At 64.8% G+C, this 9,607-nt stretch carries 13 protein-coding genes and 1 pseudogene; 7 read left to right on the plus strand and 7 right to left on the minus strand.

All coding sequences use genetic code 11. The features are described 5' to 3' along the window. A pseudogene (locus ACIQ3B_RS17085) lies at positions 1–110 on the plus strand (IS630 family transposase); the annotation flags it as partial. A gap of 141 nt (positions 111–251) precedes the next feature. Next, entirely contained in the window at positions 252–398 is a 147-nt protein-coding gene (locus ACIQ3B_RS17090; RefSeq protein WP_397404712.1) for a hypothetical protein, read from the plus strand. A 13-nt stretch (positions 399–411) separates the two neighbouring features. On the opposite strand, the gene ACIQ3B_RS17095 is transcribed toward ACIQ3B_RS17090, so the two are convergent. Further along, the gene (locus ACIQ3B_RS17095) at positions 412–1,050 is read right to left on the minus strand and encodes a DsbA family protein (protein ID WP_397404714.1); all 639 of its coding nucleotides are present in this window, start codon (positions 1,048–1,050) and stop codon (positions 412–414) included. Between ACIQ3B_RS17095 and nthA the strand changes: the two genes are divergently transcribed. The 3 genes from nthA to ACIQ3B_RS17110 are packed head-to-tail and all read left to right on the plus strand — an operon-like array spanning position 1,049 to position 2,755. Further along, the gene (gene nthA / locus ACIQ3B_RS17100; protein WP_397404716.1) at positions 1,049–1,783 is read left to right on the plus strand and encodes a nitrile hydratase subunit alpha; all 735 of its coding nucleotides are present in this window, start codon (positions 1,049–1,051) and stop codon (positions 1,781–1,783) included. The genes ACIQ3B_RS17095 and nthA overlap by 2 nt on opposite strands. Further along, complete coding sequence (gene nthB, locus ACIQ3B_RS17105) at positions 1,780–2,433, plus strand: nitrile hydratase subunit beta (protein ID WP_397404718.1); 654 nt, start codon at positions 1,780–1,782, stop codon at positions 2,431–2,433. Before nthA ends, nthB begins: the two co-directional genes overlap by 4 nt. After that, the gene (locus ACIQ3B_RS17110) at positions 2,420–2,755 is read left to right on the plus strand and encodes a nitrile hydratase accessory protein (protein ID WP_397404720.1); all 336 of its coding nucleotides are present in this window, start codon (positions 2,420–2,422) and stop codon (positions 2,753–2,755) included. Before nthB ends, ACIQ3B_RS17110 begins: the two co-directional genes overlap by 14 nt. A gap of 24 nt (positions 2,756–2,779) precedes the next feature. Here ACIQ3B_RS17110 and ACIQ3B_RS17115 read toward each other — a convergent pair whose 3' ends face one another. Together ACIQ3B_RS17115 and ndk are read right to left on the minus strand one after the other, a co-directional pair. Then, positions 2,780–3,139, minus strand: coding sequence for a DUF6481 family protein (locus ACIQ3B_RS17115; protein WP_397404721.1), 360 nt, complete (start codon positions 3,137–3,139; stop codon positions 2,780–2,782). Between the two features lie 70 nt (positions 3,140–3,209). Beyond that, the gene (ndk, locus tag ACIQ3B_RS17120) at positions 3,210–3,629 is read right to left on the minus strand and encodes a nucleoside-diphosphate kinase (RefSeq protein WP_397404724.1); all 420 of its coding nucleotides are present in this window, start codon (positions 3,627–3,629) and stop codon (positions 3,210–3,212) included. A 155-nt stretch (positions 3,630–3,784) separates the two neighbouring features. Between ndk and ACIQ3B_RS17125 the strand changes: the two genes are divergently transcribed. Next, positions 3,785–5,659, plus strand: a complete 1,875-nt coding sequence (locus ACIQ3B_RS17125) for an ABC-F family ATP-binding cassette domain-containing protein (protein WP_397404726.1) — start codon at positions 3,785–3,787, stop codon at positions 5,657–5,659. 8 nt (positions 5,660–5,667) lie between these two features. Here the strand turns inward: ACIQ3B_RS17125 and ACIQ3B_RS17130 are convergent, their stop codons facing one another. After that, complete coding sequence (locus tag ACIQ3B_RS17130) at positions 5,668–5,892, minus strand: hypothetical protein (RefSeq protein ID WP_397404728.1); 225 nt, start codon at positions 5,890–5,892, stop codon at positions 5,668–5,670. Between the two features lie 356 nt (positions 5,893–6,248). On the opposite strand from ACIQ3B_RS17130, the gene ACIQ3B_RS17135 reads away from it, so the two are divergent. Then, positions 6,249–6,377, plus strand: a complete 129-nt coding sequence (locus ACIQ3B_RS17135) for a hypothetical protein (RefSeq protein ID WP_397404730.1) — start codon at positions 6,249–6,251, stop codon at positions 6,375–6,377. Here ACIQ3B_RS17135 and ACIQ3B_RS17140 read toward each other — a convergent pair. The 3 genes from ACIQ3B_RS17140 to ACIQ3B_RS17150 all read right to left on the minus strand — a co-directional run. Continuing rightward, positions 6,374–7,801, minus strand: coding sequence for an NAD(P)H-hydrate dehydratase (locus tag ACIQ3B_RS17140; RefSeq protein WP_397404732.1), 1,428 nt, complete (start codon positions 7,799–7,801; stop codon positions 6,374–6,376). The two genes, ACIQ3B_RS17135 and ACIQ3B_RS17140, sit on opposite strands and share 4 nt — an antisense overlap. Positions 7,802–7,815: 14 nt before the next feature. Further along, the gene (locus ACIQ3B_RS17145) at positions 7,816–8,385 is read right to left on the minus strand and encodes a histidine phosphatase family protein (protein WP_397404734.1); all 570 of its coding nucleotides are present in this window, start codon (positions 8,383–8,385) and stop codon (positions 7,816–7,818) included. 4 nt (positions 8,386–8,389) lie between these two features. Then, a partial coding sequence (locus tag ACIQ3B_RS17150; protein WP_397404736.1) for an acetyl-CoA acetyltransferase occupies positions 8,390–9,607 on the minus strand: 1,218 nt, incomplete at its 5' end.

The raw sequence follows: 9,607 nt of genomic DNA on the forward strand, positions 1-9,607 counted from the left end.
GCGCCCGAACCTTCGATGCCCTCTGGCAAGCCGTCGGCAGCATCTGCGACCTCTACGATCCCGATGAATGCTGGAATTTCTTCAAGGCCGCCGGATATACGTCACATTAAACGCACGATGCTCTAGCAGATCGCGCCGAGGCGATCTACGCCGGTCTCGGTCTGAAACTCGGTCGTGGCGGCAACGGCGGCGCCTCACAGTCTGCGCTGGCGGCGGACGCCGGCGTCCCGGCGCTGGATGGACTGGGGCCTGTGGGCGGCGGCTTTCATTCGGGCAAGGAATATCTCGATCTGAAGTCCCTGACGCCGCGCCTCTACCTGCTGACCCGGCTGATCATGGACTATGGAAAGTCTCCCCCGCCACCGATGAACAGCGAAACAGGCAAGCCAAGCCGCTGAGACGGGGTCGGCGTCACGCCGCGATGCTGGAAATCCAGGACCGGATCACGCCCATCACCTGATCGCCCGAGGCATAGCCCCGGGTCACGACCCCATAGACGCCCTGATCATTGGGTCCGCCCACCAGAGCAGGAAAGCCGGTCACCCCGGCCCTCTGCGAGAGGGCGTAGTCTCCCCAGGTTTCCTGCTTGGCGTCCTCGGCCGCCCAGGCCGCGAGGAACGCCTCCGGGTCAAGGCCGAGATCGCTGGCCAGTTCGCCCAGCACCTGCGGCGTCGTGATGTCCCGGTTCTCCGCGTAGAAAGCCCGCTGGGCGGCAGCCAGGTAACGGATGGCCATGTCCTGGCCGTGACGACGCGCCACCACAACCGCGCGAGCGGCCGGGTCCGTGTCATAGATGAAGCCGTCCCGATCCAGGATCGCGGGATCAAAAGGTACGCCAGCGGCCTCTGTCACGTGCTTCCAATGGCCAACGATCTCACGCCGTGCTTCCGGCTTCATGGGCGTTGTCGTGCCCGGCCTCAGCCCACCCATCACCACACGAACGGGCAGCGCGTTGCCGTAGCCTCGCCGGATGTCCTCGATCACAGGCGAGAATCCGTAGCACCACGAGCACATCGGATCGGAGAAGTAGATCAGGTGCGGTCCGTCCATGGCGACCTCCTTGCCGGCGGCGATCATTGCAGCGAACCGGCAAATCGTCACGTCCGCTCTTCACCTTCGATCCGGCTTGGGTCAAATTCACGACATGGCGCAAGATCACCACGATCATCATCATCATCATCATCATCATCATCATGACCATGACCATGGCCAGGACCCTCCCTCGGACATCGCGCTTCGGGTGAAGGCCCTTGAAACAGTGCTCGTCGAGAAAGGCCTGGTGGACTCCGCCGCGCTCGACGCGATCGTCGACTACTATGAAAACAGGGTTGGGCCGCGTAACGGCGCCCGCGTTGTCGCCCGCGCCTGGACCGACCCCGATTACCGTATCCGATTGATGAACGACGCCACAGCAGCCATCGCGGAGCTAGATTTCAGCGGGCGGCAAGGTGAACACATGGTGGCGGTCGAGAACGGCCCCAGGGTCCACAACCTCGTCGTCTGCACACTGTGTTCCTGCTATCCGTGGCCAGTGCTGGGACTGCCGCCGGTCTGGTACAAGTCGGCCCCCTATCGATCACGCGCCGTCATCGATCCCCGTGGGGTGCTTGCGGAGTTCGGAACCGTGCTCTCCGACGACACAGAGATCCGCGTCTGGGATTCCACGGCCGAGGTCCGTTACCTGGTAATCCCGGAACGTCCCGCCGGAACCAGTAATCTCACCGAGGACGAACTCGCCGCGCTGGTCAGTCGCGACAGCATGATCGGGACCACGCTCATATGAACGGCGCGCATGACATGGGTGGAATGCATGGCCTGGGTCCGATAGCGCCGGAGGCCGATGCGCCGGTGTTCCACCATTCCTGGGAAGCCCGGGTTCACGCCATGAGCATCGCGTCCCCCACGCGGTCCAACATCGACGCGGGACGCCACCAGCGCGAACTGATCCCGGGGCCGGAATACCTGCGGATAAGTTACTACGAGAAGTGGCTGACGGGACTCTCAGCCCTGCTGCTCAAGCATGGATTGGTGACGCCGGATGAACTGGCGCGCGGCCAGGCAGACGCCGGCAGCGCGAGAGCCACCCCCCTGCTTGCCGCCGCCGCAGTGCCAGGCGTACTCAGCCGAGCCGGGTCCTATGAGCGCGAAACGACGGCTGGACCCGGTTTCAAACCCGGTGACCGGGTACGGGCGCTGAACATCAATCCCACGGGTCATACGCGCCTGCCTCGCTATGTGAGGGGGCGCACCGGCGTCGTGGAGCGCTGTCACGGCGTGCATGTGTTTCCTGATAGCAACGCCCATGGCCAGGGTGAGGCGGCTCAGCCTCTCTATCTGGTCAGGTTCGAGGCGCGCGAACTCTGGGGTCCGGATGCCTCGGCGATCGACACTATCCGGCTGGACCTTTGGGAGAGCTACCTTGCACCCGCCTGAAATCCTCGATCTGCCCCGGTTGCCGCGGGACGCAGAAGGCCCCGTCTTCGCCGAACCCTGGCAGGCGCAGGCCTTCGCCCTGACCGTAAAGCTGCATGAGGTTGGCGCGTTTACCTGGACTGAATGGGCCCAGGCGCTTTCCAGCGAGCTGGCGGGAGACCCCTCAGACGACGGCGCCCGCTACTACCAGCATTGGGTCGCGGCGCTTGAATCCCTGGTCGGCGATCATGGAATGGCGCGCGCCGATGAGCTCCATGCTCGCAAGCAGGATTGGTTGGCCGCCTACCAGAGCACGCCACATGGCCAGCCGGTGAAACTCTAGAGCCAGCAACCGCCGGCGCCGGTGTCAGCCGGTCCGGCGCATCTGCGACTTCATCTCGCGCTTCTGACGAGCCTCGACCTTGGCCTGCGCCTTGCGGGCTTTTCTTTCTTCGCGGCGGAGCTGGTTCATCAGCTCCTCGTCGTTCTCGATCGCCGCGCGGGCTTCAGCTTCCGCCTGTTCCTTGGCGAGGCGCGCAGCTTCCTTCTCGGCGGCCCGTTTGGCGCGGACTTCCTCAAGTTCGCGGGCCTTTCTGGCTTCACGGGTCTCCAGGACCTCAGCGACGACGGTGGGCTTGGGTTTGAACTTCTCGAGCAGGGCCTTGCGGGCCTCGGCCTGTGCGGCCAGTCGTTCGGAGAATCCCGGAAGGACTTTGTTTTCGCGCATCTATCTCTTGTTCGGTTGGGGTGTTCCGGCGCCAGAGATAACCCCCGGGCGCCGGGATGGTTGCGTTAGATCAGCCGACGAGATCGGCCTCGGTGAAGAACTGTACCATTTCAAGCTTTGCGTTTTCGAGACTGTCCGAGCCGTGCACGGAGTTCTCGCCGACGCTCTCAGCATAGAGCTTGCGGATCGTGCCCTCGGCCGCCTGAGCGGGGTTGGTGGCCCCCATAATCTCGCGATAACGGGACACGGCGTTCTCGCCTTCGAGAACCTGCACCACGACCGGTGCGGACATCATGAATTCCACCAGTTCACCAAAGAACGGGCGCTCTTTGTGAACCTCATAGAACTTTTCGGCCTGGGCCCTGGACATCCGGATGCGGCGCTGGGCGACAATGCGCAGTCCGGCGTCCTCGATCACCGTGTTGACCTTGCCGGTCAGGTTGCGCCGCGTGGCGTCCGGCTTGATGATCGAGAAGGTGCGTTCGGTCATGGGCTCCGAGGGGGCTCTGGATTGGGGGAGTTCGCGGAAAGGCTTCCGCGCGGTGGCGGCGTCTATATCGCCAAGATCGGCTCCGAGGCAAGCCACCGCATGCTCATGACGTGGAGCGAAACGTCTGCTAGTAGCCCCCGCCGAACGGAAACCCCATGCTCCAGATCAACGACCTTGTCCTCGACGCCTGGGGGCGCCGCTTCTTCGACCAGGCGTCCGTCACCCTGCCCCGCGACGCCAAGGTTGGTCTCGTTGGCCGCAACGGCGTGGGTAAATCCACTCTATTCAAGGTGATTCTTGGGCAGTTGACTGCCGGATCCGGCGAGATCGGGATGCCCAAGGCTGCCCGGATCGGATCGGTAGACCAGGAACATCCGGCCACTCCCGTCACCCTGCTGGACACGGTGCTTGAGGCTGACCTCGAGCGCGCCGACCTGCTGGCCCGCCTTGAGACCGCCCCACCTGAAGACCTGGGCGACATCTACGACCGCCTGATCGACATCGACGCCGACAGGGCCCCTTCACGCGCTTCCGAAATCCTGGCGGGTCTGGGGTTCTCCCAGGCCGACCTTGCCCGGCCCATGTCGGAATTCTCCGGCGGCTGGCGTATGCGGGTGGCGCTGGCGGCCAGCCTGTTCGCGGCGCCGGACCTGCTGCTGCTGGACGAGCCGACCAACTACCTCGATCTGGAAGGCGCGCTCTGGCTTGAGGCGCGGCTGAAGAAGTATCCGCACACCGCGATCGTCATTAGCCACGACCGCGAGTTGCTCAACAACTCGGTCGACCACATCCTGCATCTGAAGGACGGCAAGCTCGACCTCTATCCCGGCGGGTATGACAACTTCGAGCATCAGCTGTCGGAGAAAATGCGCCTGCAGGAAGCCTCCCGGGTCAAGATCGAGGCGCGCCGCGAGCATCTGCAATCCTTCGTGGACCGTTTCCGCGCCAAGGCCTCCAAGGCCACCCAGGCCCAGTCGCGCCTGAAGATGATCGCCAAGCTGCCGCCCGTTTCGGCGGTGATCGAGGAGCGGGTCGCGCCTTTCGTGTTGCCCTCGCCTGAACGCCCCCTGCCCCCGCCGCTTCTCCGCCTGGAGGGCGCCACAGTCGGTTATGGCGGCCCGCCGATCCTGCGTCGGCTCGACCTGCGTCTCGACATCGATGACCGGATCGGCCTTCTGGGCGTCAACGGCGCCGGAAAATCGACCTTCGCGAAACTCGTCGCAGGCGCTCTGACCGTCCAGTCCGGAAAACTGCACCGCAGTTCGCGGCTAAGGGTGGGTTGGTTCCATCAGCATCAAATCGAGGCCATGGACCCGACCGACACGCCCCTGGAGATCATCCGGCGGGCTTTGCCGGAGGAGAGCGAAGCCAAACGCCGTTCCCGGCTGGCACAGTTCGGCCTGACCTACGACAAGGTGGAAACCACGGTCGCCAATCTGTCGGGCGGTGAGCGCGCGCGGCTGCTCCTGAACCTGGTGGCCATGGAAGCTCCGCACCTGCTGATCCTGGACGAGCCGACCAACCATCTGGATATCGACAGTCGCCGCGCGTTGCTGGACGCCCTGAATGACTATGAGGGCGCTGTGATCCTCATCACTCACGACAGGTCGCTCATGGAACTCGTGGCCGACCGTCTGTGGCTGGCCGCCGACGGGGGGATCGAACCCTTCGACGGCGACATGGCCGACTATGCGGCGTTTGTGCTGGATCGCGCCAGACAGGCGGGCCGTAGTCCGACACAGGTCAAGGCAGAACCGGAGCCTGTCGCACCGGCGCCGGCGCCGGCCAAGGCGAAGGTTCCCACCGGATCCGCACGACGCCGGGCCGAGACCGCTGAAGCAGCCCTGGCGAAAGCCAATGAGCTCCTTGAAATGATTGATCGCAGCCTGACCGACCCCGGAACCTTCGCCAGTGACCCGTCTAAGGCCGCGGAACTGGGTCGACGCAGGAATGTGGCGCAAGCCGCTCTGGAGGCGGCGGAACAAGAATGGATCGCGGCTCAGGAAGCTTACGAGACCCTCAGGGGCTGATCCCCAATTCAGGTGATGTGTTTGGGGCTTATCGGGTCGGAACCCGGAAAGGTCTCTTCAAGCGCCTCGTCCAGCAGCGCCTCCTGGCGGTCCTCGACCTCTGCTTCCCGCTTGGCAAGATGATCGTGCACCTCGCCCTCCGGCGTTGGGATGATCGGGCGGGTCGGCGCCGAGACGGCCTCAACCGCGGCCTCGGCAGGCGATAGGCTTGGTTCTGCGGGCTTGTGGCCCATGGCGGGGTCCTCTCGTCTGATGAGCCTTGAGAACCCGCTGACGTCGATTGGGTTGCCAGGAGAGTTGCGAACAGGACCGCAGATCCGGGTCCGACGCATCGTCGTCTCCGCCGGTCGATCAAGGTAGCAAGCGAAAAATTTCCACCCTAAGGTGCAACTGCGTGCATCCAACGCATCTTTTCATGCGTATTCCCAAAGTCCGGGGATCTCCCAAGACAACCGGACAGATACGCGGTGACGGTCCTGTTCCCCGACAACCGTCGCCGTCCGCCCCGGCCCCCGCATCCCGTCGCGGGGCCGGGGCGACCCTTACGCGGGCGTTTCAATAGACAGCGCACCACGGTAGGGCTTGGCCAATGACCCGCCCCCTTGCCGTCTTCGCCTATGATTTCGACGGCACCCTTGCGCCCGGCAATATGCAGGAACACGCGTTCATCCCCGACGAATTGGGAATGACGACGAAGCTCTTCGACGCTCCGTCCTAACGCTCGTCAAACAACCGGCGTAATACCGCAGGCGTCAATCCGGGGAGATCCTCGGAGATCAGGCCGGGACCGTGCAGTTCTGCGGCCTCGGCGTGGATCCAGGCGGCGGCGCAGGCGGCCTCGAAGCTTTCCATACCTTGAGACACAAGCCCGCCGACGTAGCCGGCCAATACGTCGCCGGAACCGGCAGTGGCCAGCCAGGGCGACCCGTTGGTGTTGACCGCAACCCGTCCGTCCGGCGCGGCGATCACGGTGTCGGGGCCCTTAAGCAAGACAACGCAGCCCGCCTTCCGCGCCGCCAATCGGGCCGCAGTGATACGCTCCGGCGCCGTTTTCAGTACGCCAGGAAACAAGCGCTCGAACTCCCCGGGGTGGGGGGTGAGCACGTCGTCCCGATCCAGAATCGAGAAGAGCTCGCCGGTGTCGCCTCGAAACACGGTGATCGCGTCGGCATCGATCACCAGGGCCGCACCGGTCCGCGCCAGCGCCAGCACGTTCAGAAGCGTGGTCTCGGTGATGCCCGCCGCCGGGCCAATGACGGCGGCGTCGACCTTGTTGGCGGCCATTTCCAGTTCAACATCGCTGTCGAACCCCTTGAGCATCACCGCTTCAAGGTGCGCGGCATTGACCGCCAGGGCTTCGGGCGGCGCGAAGATCGTTACCAGCCCGGCGCCGATCCTGAGCCCGGCCCTCGCGGCCAGACGTGCGGCGCCACTGTTCCAGGCATCGCCACTGACCACGATCAGACGGCCCCGCGCGTGTTTGTGCGAGGCCGCGGTCGGCCAGGGAAACTGGGTCAGCCAGAGTTCCGGTCCATTCCGGTTGGTCAGTGACGCGATCGGGGCCAGGCCGATATCCGCCACCACGATTTCGCCGCAGAGTTCACACCCTGGCTCCAGCACATGGGCGGCCTTGTGCGCATGAAAGGTGACCGTAAGGGTCGCACAGATCGCGATCCCCGCCGGCTGGCCCGTATCACCGGGCACGCCGCTGGGCACATCTATGGCGACAACTTCTGTGGACGTCCCGGCAAGACGCTCCGCGATCGCAAGGGCTGCGCCGTCCAGCGGGCGGGACAATCCGGCGCCGAACAAGGCGTCGATGATCAGACCGGCAGGCTCGAAGTCCTCCGTCCCGGCGACCTCGCCGGTCCAGAGTTGCGCCGCAGCCATCGCGTCGGCAGCTGAAGGGGATGCGATGGCGCGCACATTCACCGGCCATCCCCGCTCTTTCAACAGGCGCGCCACGACATATCCGTCGCCGCCATTGTTGCCGGGCCCGCAAAGCACCGTAACCGGTTGCGGTCGGAACCGATGCACGACAGCGTCAGCCACCGCCGTACCGGCCCGCTCCATCAAGGTCAGGCCAGGGGTTCCGGCCATAATCGCGGCGCGATCTGCCGCCGCGAACTCGGCGACCGTCATGATGGCGCTAGACGTCAAAGGACACTCGTCGAAGCCTCGCCGCCCTTGGCGATGAGGGTCAGGGTTTCCCCATCGGTTTCCAGGATGGTGATCGAGGTGTGATCCGGTCGGAACGCCAGCACCCGATCATTGCCCAGCAGCTTCGATACAGCGCCATTGATCGCCACATAGTGTGAGAACACCGCCGTGTTGCCGCGCGCCACCAGCGACGCAACGATGTCGGCGCGCCAGGCGTCATAGTCCAGATCGCCCTCGATCCCGGCCCAGGTGCCCTGAAAGGCCTTCTGGAGCCATCCCGGGCGAGCCTCGGCGCTCAGCGCGCCGGGAGTCGGGATCTCACCCACACGGGGATCGATCTCGAGCGAAACCCCGAGAGCCTGCGCGGTCGGGGCCGCCGTCTCCTGACAGCGACGAAGGGGCGAACTGACCACCTGGGTGGGCCGCTCACGCTCAGGACGGCTCAGCAACCAGTCGCGGGCCGCATCGGCCTGGGCCTGACCGGTCTCATCCAGCCCGGGGTCGTCATCATGCCCACCCCAGGTGGCGGACGGCTTGCCGTGTCGGATCAGATAAAGGCGCGGCATGGGTTCAATCCGGGGTGAAGAGGTTGAGGGTACCGTTCTGGGTGACTGTGCCGGGGCGGCCGACCTGTTCACCCTGCTCCAGACCCGTCAGGGTGGCGGGGTCGCCTGGAGTATTGGCGACAAAACGGCGTCCATTGGCGTCGCGTCCCACGATGATCCCCATGAACGGCCCCTCCCGTTTGTGAACGACAGTGTAGGTTTCGATCGTGGCAGGGCCTTGCGGCATCTCAATGACATCGGGATGGGGCAGCGCATCAATTTCCCGCTGCAGGATCTTTGGATCCTGCCGCTCGAAGGGTTTGTCGGGACGGGTTGTGGAGTAGATGCCCGTGGACTGCTTGGTCAGGTACCAGCCGTTGCCGGTGATCAGTCCGTAAGCGTCGGGCCTCGCCCGCAGCCTTTGCAGCATCACGGCGATGGAGTGCATGACGTAGTTGTTTCCCGGCCCCCCGGCGTAGGGCAACCCGCCGGTGACGGTCAGGCCCCGCGGGTCGTCCAGCGACACGCCCAGCTCCTCCGCCCCAATCTCCACCGCAACCGGGAAGCAGGAGTAGAGATCCATCAGATCAATGTGCTCCAGGCCAATACCGGCCATCTCGAAAGCCCGTTTGCCCGCGAGTCGCATGGCGGGACTGGAGTGAAAATCCTGACGATCCAGCGGGTACCAGAGGTCGGCGGCGTCGGCGCAGCCGTGCAGATAGACCCATTGGCTTTCCGGCACGCCCAGTTCACGCGCCTTGGCGACGCTGGCGATCAGGACCCCGGCAGACTGGTCCACCTCCATGATGGCGTTCAGCAGCTTAGGATAGGGAAAGCCGATCATCCGGTTTCGCTCGGAAACGGTCACCAGTTCCTCCGCTGTGCGCGCCACCGGGAACCAGGCTTCGGGGTTTGCCGCCGCTACGCGCGTGAAACCCTCGAACAGACGGCCCAGTCGCGCCTGATGGTCCGGCACGGATCGACCGTCGCGGGCGCGCAACGCGTTTTCGAACAGCGGATAGATGTTGATCGGCCGGCTCAGGCCGTGCCGCGCCTCATAGGCGGAGTTTCCGGGGCGCGGATCGCCGACGCGTTCCGGCAGTTCAAGGGTTTCGTCTTCCTCGACCTTCCAGTCGTCAAACGACAGGCCCTTGCCCATCCGCTTCATGGCCGAGCCGAGAAACTCGCAGCCCACAGTCAGGGCCAGGTCAGCCTCGCCCCGTGCGATCCGCTCGGCCAATAC

Source organism: Phenylobacterium sp. (assembly GCF_044358365.1).
GTDB lineage: Bacteria > Pseudomonadota > Alphaproteobacteria > Caulobacterales > Caulobacteraceae > Phenylobacterium.